The following is a 19385-nucleotide window of genomic DNA, read 5'->3' as shown; positions in this document are numbered from 1 at the left end:
AGCATGAGCAAGAAACCAGTTAGCAGAAAGCCTGTGCTGATCGAACTCGATGAAACCCCGCAACTGACTCCTGCGGAGGCTGCTCCTGTGCCCGAGCTTGCTGCCCCTCAAGGTGCGGCGATGCAGGCTGCGATCACGCTCGGTGCGCGCAAGCCTTCAAGGCTGATGCGCTGGTTCTTTTCACTGCTTGGCGCGCTGCTTGTGGCGGCTGTCTCTGTGGCTGCGTGGGACTTTGCCTTTGGCCTTATCGCCCGTGCGCCTGTGCTTGGTTACTTCGTTACGGCACTGATTGTGGCCTTGCTGTTGGTGCTCTTGTTTATGGCCCTGCGCGAGCTGGCGGCGTTTGCCCGTTTACGGCGGCTGGACGGAGTGAAGCTGGCGGCGGAACAAGCGCTGGCGACTGGCGAGTTACCGCAGGCTCTTGCCGCGATGCGGCAATTGACCAAGCTCTATGCCAGCCGCGACGAGATGACATGGGCGCTGGCGCGGTATGAAGAGCGCGCAGGAGAGGCTGTTGACGCAGATACTTTGCTGTCGCTGGGTGAGCGCGAGCTTATGGCGCCGCTAGACGCCTTGGCTGTGCAAAAGGTTGAAGCCGCCGCGCGGCAAGTTGCGACTGTTACGGCGATTGTGCCATTGGCCTTTGCCGATGTGATTGCCGCTCTGACGGCCAACACCCGAATGATCCGCGCCATCGCAGAGGTTTATGGCGGGCGGGCCGGTGCACTGGGAAACTGGCGGTTGGTCAAGGCGGTGATGACGCATCTTGTCGCCACGGGAGCCGTTGCTGTTGGTGACGACATGCTCGGAAGCCTTGCGGGCGGCGGCGTGCTTGGCAAACTTTCGCGCCGTTTTGGGGAAGGCGTTATCAACGGGGCGTTGACTGCGCGCGTCGGCGTTGCGGCTATCGAAGTGTGCCGCCCTATGGCGTTTTCCACCGAACCACGCCCGGCGGTCACGTCACTGGTTGGTCGCGCGCTCAAAGGCTTGTTCGGCTCCAAAAGCGGGTAAGGTATTGCTGACTTGTAGAGCGAAGCCACAAGCCATACGCTATCCCAAACGTATTTGAACGGATGATTTTATGGACGAGCTTGTTTTGATTGCAGTGCTTTTCGGGCTGCTGATTGTGATCGGCGTTCCTTACGCGCTGATTGCCATTGCCGGGTTGAAAGCCCGCCTCTCGAGGCTTGAAAAAGAACACTATGCGTTGAGTAAGCGCGTGAGGGAGGCCGCAACCGAACAGGCGCCGAAAGCCAAGGCTGCTAAGGCCAAACCGCCAACTGCCAAAGCCGCCTCCAAGCCGGAAATCCCGGCAGTTACTCCGCCGCCAAAGGCCCAAAAGGCCCCTAAAGCGCAGCCTATTGCCGCGAGCGCGCAAGATGCTGCTCCAAAGGCGAGCCGTGCGCCCGAACCCCCGGAAGCCTTTGTTTTGGGGGCCAGTCAGTTTGAACGTTTCGGCAAGTGGATGCGAGAAAACTGGGTGCTGGCGGTTGCAGCCGCATCACTGGCTTTGGCCGGTGTTTTCATGGTGCAATACGGCATCGAGCACGGTGTGCTCAGCCCGTTTTGGCGGGTCATGGCGGCGCTCGGGTTTGGTGCGGCTCTCATTGCCGCGGGCGAAGTGTTGCGCCGCCGTTTTGGTGACGAAACTGAAGGCTCAACGCGCTACCTACCGTCAACACTTTCTGGTGCGGGCATTGTCGTGCTGTTTGCGGGCGTGCTTTCGGCCAAGCTTCTTTATGGCCTTGTCGGCACCAATACGGCGCTTTTCGGGCTGGTGGTCGTTTCGGTTTTTGCCATGGTTCTGGGCTGGTTTTACGGGCCGCTTTTGGCTGCGATCGGCGTCATCGGAGCGATGGTTGCGCCCTTCACACTGAGCACGGGAGCGGGGGCTCCGAATGTGCTTTATTACTACTTCGCGCTGATCGCTGTCATGGCGCTTGGCATCGACACCATAAAGCGCTGGGCTTGGGTTTCGGTGTTGGGGCTTGTGCTTGGCTTTGCGGCAATTTGTCTGCTGTTCAGCGACGGGACGGGCACGTTGCATTTTCTTGGCTCGACTTTAGCTGTGGCGCTTGCTGCCGTGATCATTCCGCAACGTAGCTTGGTGCCAACTCAGGGCGGCGCGGCCGTCAGCGACTTTTTTCGCGGCACCTTCCCCGAGTTCCCAACCCGGCTTTCAGCGGGGGCTATGCTCTTTGCCAGTCTGGCCGCTTTGGCCGTCACGTTGGGGGCCAGTTCGACGGCGGAAGAGTGGCTCGGGTATGGCACATTGGTCTTTCTCTCTGCGGGAGCGATGCTGTGGATGGCACGGGCTCCGGCCCTGTTTGATCATGCCTTTCCGCCGCTTGTAGGCTTTGTTGTCGCGCTGCTGGTCTTGGGCCCGAAAGGCTGGCTTTCTGTAGAGCAGTTGAGGGTGCTGAGCGAGGCGCAGGTCGAAGCGGGGATGTCTCCGAGCGGCTTTGCTTACTGGGTGCTGCTTGGTTTCGCGGCATTGCTGTCACTGGTCGCGTTCTGGCGGATGCGCGCCGCGACATTTGAGGGCAACGCGCGCCCCTATGAGCCTCAGATTTGGGCCTTGGTAAGTGCGGTGACCGCACCACTGGCGTTTTTTATTCTTGAATTCACATGGCCGGCGCGTGACGTGATCGGCAACTACCCTTGGGCGCTCACGGCGATCGCTTTGGCGGCGTTTATGACCTTTTTAACAGAGCGCACTGTCGCCGCAGGCGGTGACAAAGCCAAGCAAAATGCGGGGCTGTTTGCCTTGGCTGCGATGACGCTGGTAGCGCTGGCGCTATTCATCATTCTGAGCAAAACCGCGCTCTCGCTGGCCTTGGCAGCTATGGTGCTGGGCATTGTTGTGCTGGGGCGACGCATCGAGCTTCCGGCGCTTGCATGGTTTGCGCAGTTGGGCCTTGCCGTGATCACGTATCGCCTGATCGCCGACCCCGGTATTTACTGGGCCATCGAACGGGCCTCTGTGCCGGAAGTTCTGCTCGCCTACGGTGGTGTGCTCCTCATTTTGGGTGCGGCTTATGCGTTGCTCAGCGGCGGCGAAAAGCTCTCGCTCAAGCTCGGTATCGAGGCGGCGGGTATGCTTGTTGCTCTGGCGGGTATCATCGCGTTGCTGTCGCATTGGCTTGATGACGATTTGTTCAGTCACTGGGGCATGGGCCTGCTGGCGACACTTTGGGGCGCGGCTTTGCTGGCGCAGTTGCACCGGATGCGTGGCACGACGTTGCGCTTGCACCGCATACTCAGGCTCGTCTTGATGGCATTGTTTGCCTTCATGGCAGGCCTTGCACTGATCGCACAGGCGACGATATTGAACCCGCTTTTCGGCTTTTTCAACGACAAGGTTATTGGCCCGCCTGTCCTTGACAGCCTATTGCTGGCCTATCTTCCGGTTGCGGCTATGTTTGCCTTTGCGGCATGGAAGTTTGCCAAGCCTGACGGTGTTATCAGCAAGGTGCTGGCCTCGCTGGCCTCGGTTTACGGGGCTGTCTATGTCGCGCTGGAAATCCGCCGGCTCTTTCGGGGCAACGACCTGAGCGTTGCAGGTGTGACCAACGGCGAGCTTTATGCTTACACCGTGGCGATGCTTGTCGGCGCAGGGCTTATGCTGATGCTGGCCTTCTCGCGCCGCTCGGTGATGCTACGCAAGATTGCTATGGGGCTTGTCGCGTTGACGATTGCCAAGGTGTTTCTGATCGACATGTCTGGGCTGACAGGCCTCACACGGGTGTTCTCGTTTATGGGGCTTGGGCTGGCTTTGCTTGGGCTTACCTGGGTGAACCGTTTGATGACGGAACAATGGGAGCGCGGCGCGCCTAAGGAGCTGCCTTCAGAATAGAGGGACAGCACCAGCGGGCCTGTCGCGGTCTGCGATCCCAAGGCGCAAGCCGCGCCCGATACGGTGTGCGAGGGCCGAAAAGCTCGCCGCCGCCGCTTCGGGCAACTCGCGGTTGAGCACCTCGTCAAACAGGGCGAGCCAGTGGTCAAAATGCTCGGCGTGCATCTCGGAGACTCCCATGTGAACCATCATCGGGTTTCCGTCATAGCCTTGTTCGTGCAAGATCGCTTTCTTCCAGAAGCTACCGATCTTGGCCTCATGACGCGGCCAGTCGCCAATGCGAGCCATGAAGATCGGGCCGAGCACAGGGTGCTTGCGGATGCGCATGTAAAACTGCGTCATCACCGCGTCGATCTGCTCGGAGGTGATGTCAAAGCGGGGTGGAATGTTTGTCATAATCCGCACATTGCGCCTTATGAGCGCCCTTAACAATAGTCAGATTGTCGCTATGGACGGCGGCGCGCGAGAGGCATATAACGCCCATATGACACGCATATTCGCGATCATTATTCGAATTATATGCCCGGCACTCTGAACAGACGAGCTGCCGGGAAAAAGCGCATGCGAACCTGCGCTGCACCGCTTCACCACATTCTAGAACCTGATCCGAAGGACGCCTCACATGTGCGCCGATACGCCTGAATACAAAGACACGTTGAACCTGCCAGTCACAGACTTCCCTATGCGGGCGGGGCTGCCCAAACGCGAGCCAGAGTGGCTTGAGCGCTGGGCGAAGCTTGATATCTACCACAGCCTGCGCAAGCAGGAGGGTCGCGAGCCGTTTATCCTGCATGACGGGCCGCCCTATGCGAACGGGCATTTGCACATTGGTCACGCGCTGAACAAGACGATCAAGGACATGATTGTGCGCTCGCACCAGATGATGGGCTATGATGCGCGCTATGTGCCGGGTTGGGACTGTCACGGGCTGCCGATCGAGTGGAAGATCGAGGAGCAATACCGCGAGAAGGGCCGCGACAAGGACGATGTTGATATCGTTGATTTCCGTCAGGAATGCCGCAAGTTTGCCGAGGGCTGGGTTGACGTGCAGCGCGACGAGTTCAAGCGGCTGGGCATCACGGGCAACTGGGAAGACCCCTACCTGACAATGAATTTTCATGCCGAGCGGGTGATCGCCGAAGAGTTCATGAAGTTCCTGATGAACGGCACTTTGTATCAGGGCAGCAAGCCTGTGATGTGGTCGCCTGTCGAGGAGACCGCTTTGGCTGAGGCCGAGGTTGAGTATCACGACAAGGAGAGCCACACCGTCTGGGTGAAGTTTGAAGTCGCTGAGGGTGATCTGTCCGGTGCAAAGGTTGTGATCTGGACAACAACACCTTGGACGTTGCCGTCAAACAAAGCCGTGGTTTATGGCGAGAGCATTGCCTACGGCTTGTATGAAGTCACTGCGACACCAGACGAGTGCTGGGCCGATGTGGGCGACAGGTATTTGCTGGCCGACAACTTGGCCGCTGACGTGTTCGCAAAGGCGCGCTTGGAAGAGGATCAGTGGAGCCGTGTGCGTGATGTAACCGCTGACGAGCTTGCCGGCATCAGCCTCAAGCACCCGCTGCACGGTGCTGAGGGCGGCAATGGCGAGTGGGATGATATCCGCGATTTCCGCGCTGCCGACTTTGTCACGGACACCGAGGGCACGGGCTTTGTGCACTGTGCGCCGAGCCACGGGATGGAAGAGTTCGAACTCTACCGCGACTTGGGCATGCTGGAGCAAGTGCTCACCTATAACGTCATGGATGACGGCACCTTCCGCGCTGATCTGCCGTTCTTTGGCGGCAAACGTATCCTGCGCGCCAAGGCCAAGAAGGGCGACTGGGAAGGTGATGCGAACGCGGCGATCATGGCCAAGCTGGTTGAGGTTGGCGGGCTGCTTGCGCGTGGGCGTATCAAGCACAGCTATCCGCATTCGTGGCGCTCTAAGGCTCCGATCATCTACCGCAACACGCCGCAGTGGTTTGCGAGTGTTGATCGCAAGGTTGGCGACGGGCAGGACGAGATGGGCGAGAGCATCCGCGAACGCGCGCTCAACTCTATCGACAAGCTGGTGAAGTGGACGCCGCAGACCGGGCGCAACCGCCTTTACAGCATGATCGAAGCGCGGCCCGACTGGGTGCTGTCGCGACAACGCGCTTGGGGCGTGCCGCTGACCTGCTTTACCCGCAAGGGCGTGTTGCCGACAGACGAGGGTTTCTTGCTGCGCGATGACGCGGTGAACGCCCGTATTGCGGCGGCCTTTGAAGAGGAAGGCGCTGACTGCTGGTATGCTAAGGGTGCCAAAGAGCGCTTCTTGGGCGACGATTACAAAGCCGACGAATGGGAGCAGGTGTTTGACGTTCTGGATGTGTGGTTTGACTCTGGCTCAACCCACGCTTTTGTTCTACGCGACCGTGAAGATGGCGCGCCAGACGGCATTGCCGATGTCTACATGGAAGGCACCGACCAGCACCGCGGTTGGTTCCATTCGTCGCTTTTGCAGGCCTGCGGAACTTTGGGCCGCGCGCCTTACAGAAACGTGGTTACGCACGGCTTTACGCTTGATGAGAAGGGCATGAAGATGTCCAAATCTATCGGTAACACCATCGTTCCCGAGACGGTTGTGAAGCAATACGGCGCTGACATTCTGCGGCTTTGGGTGGCGCAGACGGACTATACCGCTGATCAACGCATTGGGCCGGAAATTTTGAAAGGTGTGGCTGACAGCTACCGCCGTTTGCGCAACACCATGCGCTATATGCTTGGGGCGCTGTCGCACTTCAAGGAAGAGGAGCGGGTTGAGCCTGCTGATATGCCCGAGCTTGAGCGTTATGTGCTGCACCGGCTGGCAGAGCTTGATCACCAAGTGCGCAAGGGCTACCGCGCGTTTGACTTTCAGAGCGTCTTCTCGGCTGTGTTCAACTTCTGCACTGTCGAGCTTTCGGCGTTTTACTTCGATATCCGCAAAGATGCATTGTATTGCGACGGCGACAGCCTGCGCGCCCGTTCGGCCCGCACGGTGATGGACTTGTTGTTTGAGCGCATCACAACGTGGCTCGCGCCCGTGCTTGTCTTCACGATGGAAGATGTCTGGCTCTCGCGCTACCCGGGTGAGGACAACTCGGTGCACTTGCAAGACATGCCTGACACGCCTGCCGACTGGCTTGATGAGCCGCTAGCGGCGAAGTGGGCACATGTGCGCCGTGCGCGTCGTGTTGTGAACGCAGCACTTGAGGTGCAGCGCGCTGACAAGGTGATCGGGGCGAGTCTGGAGGCGGCGCCGATTGTTTATGTGCGCGATGCGGAGATGCTTGAGGCGCTCAAGACGGTGCCGTTTGAGGACATCTGCATCACCTCGGGGCTTGTGCTGACAGACAACCCGATCTCTGATCAGGCTTTCCGCATGCCGGAAGTCGAGAACGTCGGTGTCGAGTTCGAGATGGCCGTGGGCGAGAAGTGCATGCGCTGCTGGAAAATCCTGCCTGACGTTGGGACGCATAAGCACGCGGGAACATGTGCACGTTGTAACGAGGCGTTGGGGTGATCGCCAGCGCCAGGGGCGGCTCGGTATGAGCTTTACGGTCTTTCTGGCCGTCCTTGGCGCCGCGCTTTTGCATGCGAGTTGGAATGCGCTGATCAAGACTGGCGCTTCCAAGGTTGCGTCGATGTTTATCCTGACGCTTGTGCAAGGCTGCGCGGGGTTTTGCATTGCGATGATGCACCCGTGGCCCGAGACGCATGTCTGGCTATGGCTGGCGGCCTCTGGTGTGTTTCATGCGGGGTATAAGCTGTTCCTTGCCTTTGCCTATGAGCAAGGCGACTTGAGCCGCGTTTACCCGATTGCCCGCGGTGCCGCGCCGATGATGGTGACGCTTATCTCGGCGCTGTTGCTGGTTGATGTGATCAAGCCGGTCGAATATGCGGCGATTGCGCTGCTTGGCCTTGGTATTGCTCTCATGGCGCGCGGAGCCTTTGCCAGTGGTGAAAGCCGCAAGCTGGTGCCGTTTGCGCTTGGCTCGGCTTGCATGACGGCGGGATACTCGCTGGTTGACGGGCTTGGCGCACGCGAAGCGGGCAATGCGGCAATGTATGTCGGCTGGCTGTTTACGCTTGATGCACTGCTATTTTCGCCGCTGATTTTCGCGTTGCGGGGCAAGGCGGGTGTGGCGGCGAGCAAGCGCGACTGGGCGTTAGGCGCTGTGGCGGCTGCGGCGAGTTACGGCGCTTATGCGATCGCGGTTTGGGCGATGACAGTCGCGCCGATTGCGCTGGTCACAGCGTTGCGCGAAACCTCGATCTTGTTTGCAGTGCTGCTTGGCTGGCTGGTTTTCGGCGACCGGATGGACCGCTCCAAGGCACTGGCGGCTGTTTTGATTGTCGGCGGTGTGATACTCACACGGCTATGACGCTTGAGATGACACTCGACACGCCAACAGGGCGCTTTGCTATACGCGAAGAGGACGGCGCGATTGTGCGGGCGGAGTGGCGTGAGGGCGGCGTTGATACGAGCGACTTGCTTGAGGAAGCCGCGCAGCAGATCGCGGCTTACTACGCTGGCGAGCTGACGGAGTTTGACCTGCCCTTGCATGTGCGTGGCTCTGATTTCCAACGGGCTGTCTGCGATGTGATGTCAGCGATCCCGTTAGGCGAGACGCTGACTTACGGCGACATTTCCAAGAAGCTTGGCGTGCCTGCGCAGGCCGTAGGGCAGGCCTGCGGCGGCAACCCGATCCCTTTGATTATCCCTTGTCACAGAGTGCTCGGTGCGCAAGGGCTTGGCGGCTTTTCCGGCACAGGCGGCGTTGAAACCAAAGTCTGGCTGCTCAAACACGAAGGCGCTGGCGGGCTGTTGATTTAAGGCCGTCTGCGTCAATTTGACCATTGAATGAAAACATCGGATTTGCTTCTTTCCGGCTGGGGAGAGGGGAGTATGCAGCTTTTGGAAACGCTAAAACAGAACGCTCCTGTGAGATTGCTAAAGTGCGTTCTGCTTCTCGCTCTTATCATGGCTGGAGCCATTCCGGTTGGCTTTATGCGCATTGCTACCACTGATGGCATGAAGCTCGTGCTGTGCACCAGCGATGGCCCAACAGAAGTATGGATGACCGATGAAGGGGATGTGATTGATAGCCAGCCTGTCAAACACCAACCCGAAGACCAAAACGGCTGTGCCACTGTAGTGCTTTCGCTGGTGATGGTGCAGGCGTGGATTACTGCGGTTTCAAGCCCTGTCGAGTTTTCGGTGTTTCGCCTGGAACACAGTGACCAACGCGCAGCTTTAGTTGCTCTCAAATCGCCGCAGCAGCCGCGCGCGCCTCCAATAACGATCTAAGATCTTTCGGCAGTAAGGAAGCCTGAGCTTGGGGCGCCAGCGCTCAAAGCAGGCCTTGTGCTGCCATTTCACCGAATTCTGAACAAACAATCTTAGTCTATTGGAGACTTACCATGAAGATCATTCTGACCACAGTTGCAGCGCTGGCTGTGACGACATCATCCGCCTTTGCGCATGTGAACTTTGAAACCAGAGAAGCGAAACAAGGCTCAACTTACCTTGGCACGCTGGGTATAGGCCACGGATGCGAGGGCCAAGCCACCTTGAAAGTGCGGTTGCAGATACCTGAGGGGGTTATCGCGGTGAAGCCTGTGCCAAAAGCGGGTTGGAGCATCGAGATCATCAAAGGTGCGTATGAGAAGACCTACGATTACTACGGCACACCAATGAGTGAGGGGCCTAAAGAGCTGATCTGGACTGGCGCGTTAAGCGATGCGCATTTTGACCAGTTCTCGTTTCGCGGCAAGCTGACGGACACGCTGGAGGCGGGCAAAACTGTTTACTTCCCTGTGGTGCAAGAGTGTGCCGATGGTGCGCACAAATGGGTCGAGATTCCTGCTGAGGGGCAGGATCCGCACGATCTTGATGAGCCAGCTCCTGGTCTCATGATCACCGAGCCAAGCCATAGCCACGACCACTAGGACTTAAACTTTTTGCTCGCGCTTTCGTTGCAGAGCAGATTGGAGCCGCCCTATATCAGGGGCGGCTCTTTTTTTCTGTTACCCGTCAGCCCCGTAAAGCACCTGTTGGGCGGCACCGGCGATGAGCAGGTAGATCGAGGTGATCATCAACCCGAAAAAGACCAGCGGGGCAGGGACGAAGTTTTCCCATGCGGCGAAACCTGCGAAGACTGTCCAGACCAGTGCCATTGGCAGCGACACTGCGCGCCAGCGGTCGGTGCGGACCGGGTGAATGAACTTGATAGGCACGAACATCGTGACTGTGAGGATCGTGACCAGCAAAAGGCAAACATGCTTTGGCGGCGTAAGAGCGAACAACACAAGCACGACCATGTTCCAGCATCCGGGGAATCCGGAAAAGGAATTATCATTTGTTTTCATGCGTGTATCGGCGAAATACATGGCGGAACCAAAGGTGATTACAATGATCGCAACCCAGCCTGGCCAGCCGTCCATCAGCCCTGACGCATAGAGCGCATAGGCGGGGATGAAGACGTAAGTGAGGTAGTCGATGATCAGGTCAAGCAGCACACCGTCAAACTGCGGTGCGTTTTCCTTCACGTCGTAGTGCCGCGCGAGGGGGCCGTCGATGCCGTCAACTGCGAAGGCGACGATCAGCCAGACGAACATCATCGCCCAGTCTTTCTGGATCGCTTCTAACATGGCTAACATGGCGAAAACGGCGCCTGTTGCTGTTAGCAAATGGACGCCGAGGGCTTTGGATTGGGCTGTCATCAGGAATTGCTCGCAGATTTGGGGTGTGACTTTTCGTATACATCCAAAAGGTGCTGGGCATCAACGGCTGTGTAGGCTTGGGTTGTGGAGAGCGACGCATGCCCGAGTAGCTCTTGGATGGCGCGTAAGTCGCCCCCGGCTGTGAGCAGGTGCGTGGCAAAGGAGTGGCGCATGGCGTGGGGCGTGGCAGAGGCGGGCAGGCCAAGCTGCATGCGAGTGTTTTGCATGACTTTTTGCACAATGCGCGGGCTCAGAGCACCGCCGCGCACACCGCGAAACAGCGGGCCGCTTTCTCCAGTGAAGGGGCAAAGTTTGAGATAGGTCGTGACAGCATCGCGGGCGGCGTCGATCACGGGCACAATACGCTCTTTGCCGCCTTTACCTGTGATGCGCAGCACGTTTGGCAGAGGGGCCTGATCCATCGTCAGGCCTAGCGCTTCCGAAATCCGCAAGCCGCAACCATAGAGCAGGGTGATGACAGCCGTGTCGCGTGCGCCAACCCAAGGCGTGGCTGACTGCAACTCTACGGTTTGCAGCACATCGCGGGCCGCATCGGGCGCGAGGGGCCGCGGCAGCTTGGCTTGGAATTTCGGTGCTCGGGCATTGAGAATAGCGGTGGCTTCAAAACCTTCTCGCTCACCAAGCCAGCGAAAGAAGCTCTTTGTCGAGGAGAGTTTGCGCGCGATTGAACGCGAAGTGAGGTTGTCACTTCTCAGGCTGGCCATCCACGCGCGGATGTCTGATATTCTCAGCGCTTTCAGGGCATTAAGCCCCGCGTCGCCGCCAGTGTGATGGGCTATGAAGTTGAGAAAATCATGCACATCGCGGCTATAAGCCTCGATGGTATTGTCAGACGCACCTTTTAAGGCGCGATGCGTCTCAAGCCAGGTTTGAACAGCGTCCCGAAGGGCAGGAGAGACTGCACTCATGACAACCAGCGGCGCATCGCTCTTTCAAAAACGCCAGCAAAGAATGACAGCAAGTCTGTGCCCTGTTGCGGTGTGAACTGGTGCGGGTCTTCACCGCCCATGAGCAACATTCCGGGCAGACGGCCCTCGCCCAAGTCGAGTTTCAGGCAGGCTTCCGAGCGGATAAACCCAGCCGCGTCGCCGTATATTGGCGCCCCTTCTTCAAGTTGGCGCAGGGTGACTTGCCGCGCATCAAGCGTGGCGCCGGCATTGAGGTATTTCTCGATGAAGCCGGGCTCAACAACTGTCAGCACATCTCCTAGGCGCTGCACAGTGGCGTCGCTATTTCCTTGATCGGATTCGAGCACCAACTTTACGCAATCAACGCGCAGGATGTCGGCAACAGGGCCGTCGAGGTCTTTCAGGAAAGCCTCGAATTCAACCGGATCAAGCATGCGCAAGATAGCGCGGTGCACTTGGTTGGTGCCTGCCAGGTTTTCGTAAGCGGCGGCGATGACACTGCGATGCGTGTCCTCAAGCCGGTCAAGACGGGCCTCAAGACGCTCCATGGCGATGCCGCGCAGATCAACGATATTGCCGCCCATCGAGCGCTCGTTGGCGGCGATGAGGGCGTGCATAAGGTCTTGATCGTCAAGGATAACGTCAGGCTGCGTGATGATTTTTTCGCGCAGGTTGTCTTCGATACGTGGCTTGCTGCTCATGCGTGCCTCTTGTTCTTTTTGCTGCTTATAACATGCTTACAGAATTTTTTGACCAGTTTTTTCCCAGTCGGCCATAAACGCCGCTAGGCCGTTGTCAGTCAGCGGGTGGTTGGCCATCGCTTTGATCACTTTTGGCGGCGCTGTCATCACATCGGCCCCGATGCGTGCGCATTCGAGCACATGGTTTACGGTGCGGATCGACGCGGCCAGAATTTCGGTTTGGTAGCCGTAATTATCATAGACGGTGCGGATATCTTCAATGAGTTCCATGCCGTCGATGTTGATGTCATCAAGCCGTCCAATGAAGGGGCTGATAAATGTCGCACCCGCTTTGGCGGCGAGCAGGGCCTGGTTTGCCGAGAAACAAAGCGTCACGTTAACCATACGGCCTTCGTTTGTCAGCGTGTTACAGGCCTTGAGCCCATCCCATGTTAGGGGCACTTTGACAGCGATGTTTGGCGCGATCTCGGCGAGCTTGCGGCCTTCTGCAATCATCTCGTCGGCTTTAAGGGCCACAACCTCGGCGCTTACGGGGCCCTCTACCAGTTCAGCGATCTCCTTGGTGACTTCCAAGATGTCGCGCCCTGACTTCATGATCAGCGAGGGGTTTGTTGTGACGCCATCAACCATGCCCAAGTCATTGAGCTCGGCGATTTCGTCGATTTCGGCGGTGTCCACAAAAAATTTCATTTGTCTCGGCCTTCTTGGCTTGGGAATTGTTGCTGGAAGCTTTACCCCATAGAAAGACCTGCGCAAACCCCAAACCGGAGCAGCTAGTGCCGAGCGACGACTATTTCCATGAAGGCGAGCTTGTCAGCGTGCTTACAACCGAGCCGCTTGACCGGAGGCTTGACTATAAGGCACCCGAGGGCGGTGTGCATTTGGGCGCATATGTGCAGGTGCCGCTTGGGCCAAGGCAGGTTGTGGGTGTTGTCTGGGGCAGGGGGCGCGGCGGCTTTGACTTGAAGAAGGCGCGGGGGGTGCACCGTGTGCTCGATGTTGCACCGATGCGCGCTGAGATGCGGTCATTTTTGGAGAAATGTGCCGGATACACACTAACGCCCCTGTCGCAAATGCTGCGCTTGGCAACGCGAGCGCCGGGGCTGGCAAACCCGCCGTCGATGCAGAAAGTCTACCGTAGGGGGAGCAAAGAGCCGGAGCGGATGACCGACGCGCGCCGCCGTGTGCTGCAGGTGTTTGACGACTACGGCGGTTTGGCATTTACACAGCGTGAGTTGGCTGATCATGCGGGTGTAACGCCCTCGGTGATCAAAGGCATGGTCAAGCTCGGCGCGGTGTTTGAGGAAGACACCCCGCGCGACTTGCCCTTTCCGGCCTTGCAGCCAGACTATGGCCGCAAGGAGCTTACGGAGGCGCAGGAGGCGGCGAGTGCCGAGCTTTGCGAGCGGGTGAGGGCGGAAGTCTATTCAAGCACATTGCTTTGGGGCGTCACCGGTTCTGGCAAGACCGAGGTTTACCTTGAGGCCATCGCCGAGACCCTGCGCAAGGGGCGGCAGGCTTTGGTGCTTTTGCCGGAAATCGCGCTCAGTGCCGAGTTCATGAACCGCGTTGAGGCCCGCTTTGGAGCGCGTGCGGCCGAGTGGCACTCGGGCGTTACCATGACCGAGCGCCGCCGCACCTGGAAGATGGTCGGCGAGGGCGCAGCACAGCTGGTGATCGGCGCGCGCTCGGCGCTGTTTTTGCCGTTCCGCGACTTGGGGCTTGTCGTCGTCGATGAGGAACACGACAATTCTTACAAGCAGGAAGACGGGGTGCTTTACAACGCCCGCGACATGTCGGTTTTGCGCGCGTCGCTGTGCTCGGCGCAGGTTGTTCTGGCTTCGGCAACACCGAGCCTGGAGAGCTGGACGAACGCGCAGTCGGGCAAATATGATCTCGTCGAACTTGGCGCGCGCTACGGCGAGGCCGTGCTGCCGGAGTTGCGCGCTATTGATATGCGACAGGTAACCTTGCCCTCGAACCGTTGGATATCGCCGGTGCTGGAAACTGCAGTCAAAACCCGCATGGCGCGGGGCGAGCAGTCGCTCTTGTTTCTGAACCGCCGCGGCTATGCACCGGTCACGCTTTGCCGCAAATGTGGTGAGCAGATCGGTTGTGACCATTGTGATGCGCGGATGGTTGAACACCGGTTTCAAAAGCGTCTGATGTGTCACCAGTGCGGCGAAAGCAAACCTATCCCCGAGGTCTGCCCCTCTTGTGATGCAGAGGATAGCCTCGCTGTTGTCGGCCCCGGTGTCGAGCGCCTTGCAGAGGAAGCCGCCGAGCGCTTTGAGGGCGCGCGCATTGCCGTGCTTTCGTCTGATCTGTTTGGCTCGGCGAGGGCACTTAAACAACAGATCACCGACATTGCCGAAGGCAGCGCGGATATCATCATTGGCACGCAGCTCGTGGCCAAGGGGCACAACTTTCCCTTGCTCACACTGGTCGGGGTGATCGACGCTGACTTGGGCTTGCAAGGCTCGGACATGCGCGCCGCCGAGCGCAGCTTTCAGCAGATGCGGCAAGTTTCCGGCCGAGCCGGACGGGCAGAAAAGCGCGGCGTTGCCATGTTGCAGACCTATCAGCCCGAGCACCCAGTTCTGCGCGCGATCATGTCGGGTGAAGAGCGCCAGTTTTGGCGCGCGGAAGCTGACGAGCGCCGCCTGTCGGGCATGCCGCCTTTTGGCCGTCTCGCAGGCATTATCATCAGCGCCCCCGAAGCGCAGGACGCTTATGAGCTTGGTGAACACCTCGCCCGCAACGCACAAGCGCTTGAGGCCGTGGGCGCGCAAGTTTTCGGGCCCGCACCAGCACCCATCGCGCGTGTGCGTGGCCGGCACCGTGTGCGCTTGCTTGTCAAAGCTTCAAAGGACACGCCGTTGCAAGCTGCGCTGGGTCAATGGACCAAGGGCCTGAAATTGCCCAACCAACTGCGCCTTAGCATCGACATTGATCCACAGAATTTCTTCTAATCTATATGGCTTGTGCACTCGCTCCAGCATTGCGCTGATCGACCATATAGTCGGTCACAACCGCGCCGATCCACATGCAAAACAGCGCCAGCCACGCCGTGCCAGCAAAGATAGAGCCGCCGGTAACGCCTGCACCAATTGCACAGCCACCGGCCAGCATCGCGCCAAAGCCCATGAGCACTGCGCCTGTCATCGAGCGGCGCATGTTGCTTTCGTCGGTGAACCCCTGGAGCTTGAATTCGCCCGTCAAAATCGACGCACCGAACGCGCCGATAACGACGCCGGGCACGAGCCCGACATCAAATTCCAGCACGGCGTTTCTATCGAGGAAAAACATAAGTGTATGCGCCGACGGGCCAGAAAACGTCGCGCTTTCAATCTGGATCGGGTCAAACACGACCTGGCTCAGGCTAAACGTCAGAACCCAGCCTAGTGCCACAGAGAAGCCGACGCCGGATGCAAAGACGAGCCGCATAACCCCGATCTTTTCTTTGAAGGAAAAGTAGAGCGCCAGTGCGGCTATGGCGAGCCCGAGCAGCAACCCTGCGTAGTCCGGCAGGCCACTTGCGGCCAGCAAATCAAGGTTGCGGCCGCCCGATGTTACCCAAAGCATAGCTAAGTTGTCGCGCACAGGCGAAAGAACGCCCGAAAGTGACATTTGTGCGACCACGGCAAACACCAATCCGGACACGACCGACCTCAGGTTCCCCGTTGCCGCCAGCACCAGAAGCCGGCCCGAGCAGCCACGCGCCAACACCATACCGGCACCGAATATCAGCCCACCAATAACTGCACCGGACCAGCTTCCGGGCACTGCCATCATTCGGGCATCAGCGCTTTGAAACCAACCTAAAAGCTGAGCGCCTTGCACCCAGACAAGAGCTGTTGAGAATGTCAGAAGCCAAACGGCGACTTTGTCTTTCAGCATGCCGCGCGCAAACTCAACCGCAGCAGCGCGCAAGCAAAACCTGCTGCGTTGGGCCGCAACCCCGAAGACACATCCGGTTATGAGCCCGAACAGCGCGACAGTGGGCGCTTCGCCAATCCGTTCAATCAGTGCAACAATGTCCATGGTGTCCCTCGCTTTGGAACCTAGTATGCATGAAGTCGAATGTGTATGCTTTGACTTACATCAGATTGTAGAAACTTCTGGGCCTTGCCCCAAAAACGGAATATGCGATTTGCATGTCCCGAATTGTCCCCCTTTCCGATAGCGCAACGCTGCCTCTTTGGCGGCGTCCTGAAACGCTGTTGTTTGTCATGGCTTTCACAATGCCGATAGCCTTTGCCACTTGGAGCGCCCTGCTCAACAACTTTGTTATCGAGGTTGGAAAGTTTGACGGTTCTGACAACGGCTGGCTGCACACTGTGCGCGAGATTCCGGGGTTTCTGGCGGTGGGTGTGATCGCCTTGATCATCTTCATTCGCGAGCAAGTCTTGGGCCTTGTGGCTTTGGTTATGCTTGGGGTCGCGACGGCTGTGACGGCGTGGTTTCCTTCTTTCGCAGGTATTCTGACACTGACGATGCTGTCGTCGATCGGCTTTCACTATTACGAGACAGTCAACCAATCGCTACAGTTGCAGTGGTTGCCCAAAGAACGGGCGCCGAAAGTGCTGGGGTATCTTCTCGCTGTGGGCTCCGGTGCGACGCTGATTTGCTACCTTTTCATCGTTCTGCTCTGGGAGCCGCTGAACCTGACTTACAACATTGTTTATATGGTCGCCGGCGGCGTGACAGTTGCGCTCGCGCTGTTCTGTCTGTTTGCTTACCCGCAGTTTGAAGCGCCGCATCCGCAGGTCAAGAAGATGATCCTGCGCAAGCGCTACTGGCTCTATTATGCATTGCAATTCATGGCGGGTGCACGCCGGCAGATATTCATGGTGTTTGCCGGTTTTATGATGGTCGAGAAGTTCGGGTTTGATGTGCATGAGATCACTGCGCTTTACCTGATTAATCTGGTGATCAACATCGTCATTGCGCCTGTGTTCGGCCATGTTGTTCACCGCTTTGGTGAACGCAACACCCTGCTATTTGAATACTGCGGATTGGCATTTGTGTTTCTCGCTTACGGCGGCATTTACTGGTTCGGATGGGGGGTGATGCTGGCCGGGTTTCTCTATGTTGTCGACCATGTGTTTTTCGCTTTGGCTTTGGCGCTTAAGACCTATTTCCAAAAGATCGCCGACCCACAAGACATTGCACCGACAGCCGCTGTGGCCTTCACGATCAATCACATCGCGGCGGTATTTTTGCCGGCGGGTCTTGGCTACTTGTGGCTCATTTCGCCAGCGGCGGTTTTCGGCCTTGCGTCGATGATGGCGGTGGGTTCGTTTGCTTTGGCGTTGATGATCCCCCGGCACCCCATGCGCGGCAACGAAACAATCTTCAGTCAAGGCACCAGCCCGAGCACTGCCTAGTTACTTCTTCATAATCGGAAAACCCCAATGACGAGCTACTCAGCCTTCACAACTCTCACCACAAAAGCCAGCGCCGAGGCGCTTGGCGAAGCGCTCGAAAACATGTTGCCTGCGCCAACCGGCGTTGGCGTGTTCGAGATGGAAGACGGCTCGGGAATTTGGGAGGTTGCCGGATACTTCACAGAGGCACCTGATTTGGGCGGGCTGGCGTTGCTTGAAGCGATGCACGGCGCGAAGGCCTTCGTTGTTTCCGACATTCCGGAAACCGACTGGGTTGCGAAAGTTAAGCGGGATTTGGCCCCAGTCGAGGCGGGGCGGTTTTTTGTTTATGGCAGCCACGATGCCGACAAGCTGCCCACGGGCTCCGAGCCATTGCTGATTGAAGCGGCGATGGCCTTTGGCACAGGGCACCACGGCACCACGCTTGGGTGCTTGCGAGCACTTGATCACCTTGCCAATGAAGGGTTTGCAGCCAAAACAGTTGCAGACATCGGCTGTGGCACGGCGGTTCTGGCGATGGGGGCAGCGCGGCTTTGGGATGCGCGCATTCTGGCAAGTGACATTGACGAAGTGGCGGTTGATGTCGCGCTCGCCAATGCGAAAGCCAACGGGCTTGCGGGGCGCATCGAGTGTATTGAGGCGGCGGGATTTGATCACCCTGATCTGGCCTCGGCTGCACCGTTCGAGCTGATCTTTGCCAATATCCTCAAAGGGCCATTGCTGGCGCTGGCACCCGAAATTGCGGCGAATCTCACCAAGGGCGGCTATGCGATTCTGTCCGGAATTCTGAACGAACAGGCCGAGGAAGTTCTGGCTGTTTATGCACGAAATGGGATCAATGAAGTGCGGTCAGATGTGATTGGTGACTGGACGACGCTTCTACTGACAAATTAAGATCAGATTTATGCGATTTCTCGTCTAATTTAAGGCAGTTGCCCTAGTTTTGCCACATTTCAGCGGGAAACTCATTTGCAATCCGGTGGGGGCTCACTGGAGACTGCCATGTCCGGTAAAGTTGAAAAATTTGATAAACGTCTTGGGCGCGTATCCAAGAAACACCGCGCAATGAGTCGCGGGTATTCTTTCCGCGTCGAAAAAACAGGGCTTATTTCGGTTCGCCCGCGGCGCTCGGGGGTAGGGTTCCCCTTGGGAGCAATCGCGCTCATCCTTGGTGTCGGAATCCTGTTCAAGGGCGTGGTGTTTGCCAACTACGGCCCAGAAAAATACCACTCCAAAGTTGAACTGCTGCAATCCGGAACGGTTGTTGAAAAGGCTGGAGCCTGGCTTTTGCAACCCGGAAAACCAACCTATGTAGTTGCGTCAATGGTCGGCGGGTTTATCCGCTAGTTCTTTCTAGTTCCTTCAAAAAAAAGCCGCGCTCCTGACCGGATGCGCGGCTTTCGTCCGTTTGGACCTAAGCAGAAGCTTTAGATGTGCTGCTCTGCGATGCGTTCGATGTCACCACGGCAGAGGCCGATGTCTTCAAGCTCGCGATCAGAGAGCGTTGAAAGCGCATTGCGTGTAATACGTGCGTCGTTCCAAGCCGAAACCATAGCGATGATGGGTGCGAAGAACTGGCCGATACGGCCATTTGAAGCAATGACTTGCTCGGTGCGTGTGAATTCGATTGAGGCCATATCCGTATTCCTTTTTTGTTGCGTTATGGTCAGTGTTGTCTGAGCCGCATCTAGGCCTGAAGTTTGCATCTCACAAGACTGAAAACTGCATATGAGCCATGCAATTTTTACATGGGTCGGATAGGCGGGAAACC

The 19385-nt window shown here is 58.0% G+C and carries 18 protein-coding genes; 11 read left to right on the top strand and 7 right to left on the bottom strand.

Annotation, left to right across the window (positions count from 1 at the left end; genetic code table 11):
• Window positions 1–3 precede the first annotated feature (3 nt).
• Both KO498_RS04145 and KO498_RS04140 read left to right on the top strand, forming a co-directional pair.
• On the top strand, window positions 4–1011 hold the full coding sequence (locus tag KO498_RS04145) for a YcjF family protein (protein WP_215958611.1): 1008 nt from the start codon (window positions 4–6) through the stop codon (window positions 1009–1011).
• 70 nt (window positions 1012–1081) lie between these two features.
• Entirely contained in the window at window positions 1082–3856 is a 2775-nt protein-coding gene (locus KO498_RS04140; protein WP_215958610.1) for a DUF2339 domain-containing protein, read from the top strand.
• On the opposite strand, the gene KO498_RS04135 is transcribed toward KO498_RS04140, so the two are convergent.
• Window positions 3848–4252 carry a group III truncated hemoglobin gene (locus tag KO498_RS04135; protein WP_215958609.1) on the bottom strand — a complete coding sequence of 135 codons (405 nt, stop codon included), beginning with the start codon at window positions 4250–4252 and terminating at the stop codon, window positions 3848–3850. The two genes, KO498_RS04140 and KO498_RS04135, sit on opposite strands and share 9 nt — an antisense overlap.
• A gap of 226 nt (window positions 4253–4478) precedes the next feature.
• Here KO498_RS04135 and ileS point away from each other — a divergent pair, with 226 nt between their 5' ends.
• From ileS to KO498_RS04110, 5 genes are all read left to right on the top strand, one after another.
• Window positions 4479–7391, top strand: coding sequence for an isoleucine--tRNA ligase (gene ileS / locus KO498_RS04130; RefSeq protein ID WP_215958608.1), 2913 nt, complete (start codon window positions 4479–4481; stop codon window positions 7389–7391).
• 25 nt (window positions 7392–7416) lie between these two features.
• Window positions 7417–8253: a DMT family transporter gene (locus KO498_RS04125; protein WP_215958607.1), complete on the top strand. Its 837-nt coding sequence runs from the start codon at window positions 7417–7419 to the stop codon at window positions 8251–8253.
• Window positions 8254–8261: 8 nt separating this feature from the next.
• A complete protein-coding gene (locus tag KO498_RS04120) occupies window positions 8262–8705 on the top strand; it encodes a methylated-DNA--[protein]-cysteine S-methyltransferase (RefSeq protein WP_252731253.1) in 444 nt (147 codons plus the stop codon).
• A gap of 27 nt (window positions 8706–8732) precedes the next feature.
• Window positions 8733–9179: a DUF2946 family protein gene (locus tag KO498_RS04115; RefSeq protein WP_215958605.1), complete on the top strand. Its 447-nt coding sequence runs from the start codon at window positions 8733–8735 to the stop codon at window positions 9177–9179.
• Between the two features lie 113 nt (window positions 9180–9292).
• A complete protein-coding gene (locus KO498_RS04110; protein ID WP_215958604.1) occupies window positions 9293–9820 on the top strand; it encodes a YcnI family copper-binding membrane protein in 528 nt (175 codons plus the stop codon).
• A 78-nt stretch (window positions 9821–9898) separates the two neighbouring features.
• Here KO498_RS04110 and KO498_RS04105 read toward each other — a convergent pair whose 3' ends face one another.
• The 4 genes from KO498_RS04105 to fsa are packed head-to-tail and all read right to left on the bottom strand — an operon-like array spanning window position 9899 to window position 12914.
• A complete protein-coding gene (locus KO498_RS04105) occupies window positions 9899–10594 on the bottom strand; it encodes a CDP-alcohol phosphatidyltransferase family protein (RefSeq protein ID WP_215958603.1) in 696 nt (231 codons plus the stop codon).
• Entirely contained in the window at window positions 10594–11523 is a 930-nt protein-coding gene (locus KO498_RS04100; protein ID WP_215958602.1) for a tyrosine recombinase XerC, read from the bottom strand. Before KO498_RS04100 ends, KO498_RS04105 begins: the two co-directional genes overlap by 1 nt.
• Window positions 11520–12224, bottom strand: coding sequence for a DUF484 family protein (locus KO498_RS04095; protein ID WP_215958601.1), 705 nt, complete (start codon window positions 12222–12224; stop codon window positions 11520–11522). The genes KO498_RS04100 and KO498_RS04095 overlap by 4 nt, the downstream gene beginning before the upstream one ends.
• Window positions 12225–12260: 36 nt before the next feature.
• On the bottom strand, window positions 12261–12914 hold the full coding sequence (gene fsa / locus KO498_RS04090; RefSeq protein ID WP_215958600.1) for a fructose-6-phosphate aldolase: 654 nt from the start codon (window positions 12912–12914) through the stop codon (window positions 12261–12263).
• 86 nt (window positions 12915–13000) lie between these two features.
• On the opposite strand from fsa, the gene KO498_RS04085 reads away from it, so the two are divergent.
• A complete protein-coding gene (locus tag KO498_RS04085; protein ID WP_215958599.1) occupies window positions 13001–15196 on the top strand; it encodes a primosomal protein N' in 2196 nt (731 codons plus the stop codon).
• A gap of 1 nt (window position 15197) precedes the next feature.
• Here the strand turns inward: KO498_RS04085 and KO498_RS04080 are convergent, their stop codons facing one another.
• Window positions 15198–16268 carry a YeeE/YedE family protein gene (locus KO498_RS04080; RefSeq protein ID WP_215958598.1) on the bottom strand — a complete coding sequence of 357 codons (1071 nt, stop codon included), beginning with the start codon at window positions 16266–16268 and terminating at the stop codon, window positions 15198–15200.
• A gap of 113 nt (window positions 16269–16381) precedes the next feature.
• Here KO498_RS04080 and KO498_RS04075 point away from each other — a divergent pair, with 113 nt between their 5' ends.
• From KO498_RS04075 to KO498_RS04065, 3 genes are all read left to right on the top strand, one after another.
• The gene (locus KO498_RS04075) at window positions 16382–17614 is read left to right on the top strand and encodes an MFS transporter (RefSeq protein ID WP_215958597.1); all 1233 of its coding nucleotides are present in this window, start codon (window positions 16382–16384) and stop codon (window positions 17612–17614) included.
• Window positions 17615–17641: 27 nt separating this feature from the next.
• Complete coding sequence (locus tag KO498_RS04070; RefSeq protein WP_215958596.1) at window positions 17642–18508, top strand: 50S ribosomal protein L11 methyltransferase; 867 nt, start codon at window positions 17642–17644, stop codon at window positions 18506–18508.
• 108 nt (window positions 18509–18616) lie between these two features.
• The gene (locus KO498_RS04065) at window positions 18617–18961 is read left to right on the top strand and encodes a hypothetical protein (RefSeq protein WP_215958595.1); all 345 of its coding nucleotides are present in this window, start codon (window positions 18617–18619) and stop codon (window positions 18959–18961) included.
• Window positions 18962–19041: 80 nt separating this feature from the next.
• Here KO498_RS04065 and KO498_RS04060 read toward each other — a convergent pair whose 3' ends face one another.
• A complete protein-coding gene (locus KO498_RS04060) occupies window positions 19042–19251 on the bottom strand; it encodes a DUF1127 domain-containing protein (protein ID WP_215958594.1) in 210 nt (69 codons plus the stop codon).
• Between the last annotated feature and the right edge of the window lie 134 nt (window positions 19252–19385).

This window comes from Lentibacter algarum, from assembly GCF_018860975.1.
In the GTDB taxonomy this organism is placed as follows: Bacteria; Pseudomonadota; Alphaproteobacteria; order Rhodobacterales; family Rhodobacteraceae; genus Lentibacter; species Lentibacter algarum_A.
Note: the sequence above shows the minus strand (reverse complement) of the source record. Positions and strands in the feature narration are given on the sequence as shown.

Bases quoted from the DNA above. Each gene is read 5' to 3' on its own strand.
- KO498_RS04145 (WP_215958611.1), top strand. From the start codon at position 4: ATGAGCAAGAAACCAGTTAGCAGAAAGCCTGTGCTGATCGAACTCGAT.
- KO498_RS04140 (WP_215958610.1), top strand. From the start codon at position 1,082: ATGGACGAGCTTGTTTTGATTGCAGTGCTTTTCGGGCTGCTGATTGTG.
- KO498_RS04135 (WP_215958609.1), bottom strand. From the start codon at position 4,252: ATGACAAACATTCCACCCCGCTTTGACATCACCTCCGAGCAGATCGAC.
- ileS (WP_215958608.1), top strand. From the start codon at position 4,479: ATGTGCGCCGATACGCCTGAATACAAAGACACGTTGAACCTGCCAGTC.
- KO498_RS04125 (WP_215958607.1), top strand. From the start codon at position 7,417: ATGAGCTTTACGGTCTTTCTGGCCGTCCTTGGCGCCGCGCTTTTGCAT.
- KO498_RS04120 (WP_252731253.1), top strand. From the start codon at position 8,262: ATGACACTCGACACGCCAACAGGGCGCTTTGCTATACGCGAAGAGGAC.
- KO498_RS04115 (WP_215958605.1), top strand. From the start codon at position 8,733: ATGAAAACATCGGATTTGCTTCTTTCCGGCTGGGGAGAGGGGAGTATG.
- KO498_RS04110 (WP_215958604.1), top strand. From the start codon at position 9,293: ATGAAGATCATTCTGACCACAGTTGCAGCGCTGGCTGTGACGACATCA.
- KO498_RS04105 (WP_215958603.1), bottom strand. From the start codon at position 10,594: ATGACAGCCCAATCCAAAGCCCTCGGCGTCCATTTGCTAACAGCAACA.
- KO498_RS04100 (WP_215958602.1), bottom strand. From the start codon at position 11,523: ATGAGTGCAGTCTCTCCTGCCCTTCGGGACGCTGTTCAAACCTGGCTT.
- KO498_RS04095 (WP_215958601.1), bottom strand. From the start codon at position 12,224: ATGAGCAGCAAGCCACGTATCGAAGACAACCTGCGCGAAAAAATCATC.
- fsa (WP_215958600.1), bottom strand. From the start codon at position 12,914: ATGAAATTTTTTGTGGACACCGCCGAAATCGACGAAATCGCCGAGCTC.
- KO498_RS04080 (WP_215958598.1), bottom strand. From the start codon at position 16,268: ATGGACATTGTTGCACTGATTGAACGGATTGGCGAAGCGCCCACTGTC.
- KO498_RS04075 (WP_215958597.1), top strand. From the start codon at position 16,382: ATGTCCCGAATTGTCCCCCTTTCCGATAGCGCAACGCTGCCTCTTTGG.
- KO498_RS04070 (WP_215958596.1), top strand. From the start codon at position 17,642: ATGACGAGCTACTCAGCCTTCACAACTCTCACCACAAAAGCCAGCGCC.
- KO498_RS04065 (WP_215958595.1), top strand. From the start codon at position 18,617: ATGTCCGGTAAAGTTGAAAAATTTGATAAACGTCTTGGGCGCGTATCC.
- KO498_RS04060 (WP_215958594.1), bottom strand. From the start codon at position 19,251: ATGGCCTCAATCGAATTCACACGCACCGAGCAAGTCATTGCTTCAAAT.